General features: G+C 57.3%; 1 protein-coding gene. It reads right to left on the bottom strand.

What is annotated here, in order from left to right:
• A partial coding sequence (locus tag E0702_RS17960; RefSeq protein WP_240721821.1) for a tripartite tricarboxylate transporter permease occupies positions 1–239 on the bottom strand: 239 nt, incomplete at its 3' end.
• Positions 240–255: the final 16 nt, after the last annotated feature.

The following is a 255-nucleotide window of genomic DNA, read 5'->3' as shown; positions in this document are numbered from 1 at the left end:
CCGATCAGCAGCGGCGCGAGCGGGTAATCCGCGAATTTCAGGATGGTCGCGCAGATCCCGAAACCCACCAGCAACAGCAGTTCGGTCGCGTTGTTTTGCCCGATATAGGCCCCCATCAGCGTGAAGAACAAAATGAAGGGGATCAGGTAGTTCCGCGGCACCGACAGGATCTTGGCGATATAGGGGATCAGCGGCAGGTTCAGGATCAGCAGGACCAGATTGCCGATGAACATCGACATGATCACCGCCCAGAAG

Origin of the sequence: Halomonas marinisediminis, assembly GCF_004347715.1 — a bacterium.
Lineage (GTDB): Bacteria > Pseudomonadota > Gammaproteobacteria > Pseudomonadales > Halomonadaceae > Halomonas > Halomonas icarae.
Note: the sequence above shows the minus strand (reverse complement) of the source record. Positions and strands in the feature narration are given on the sequence as shown.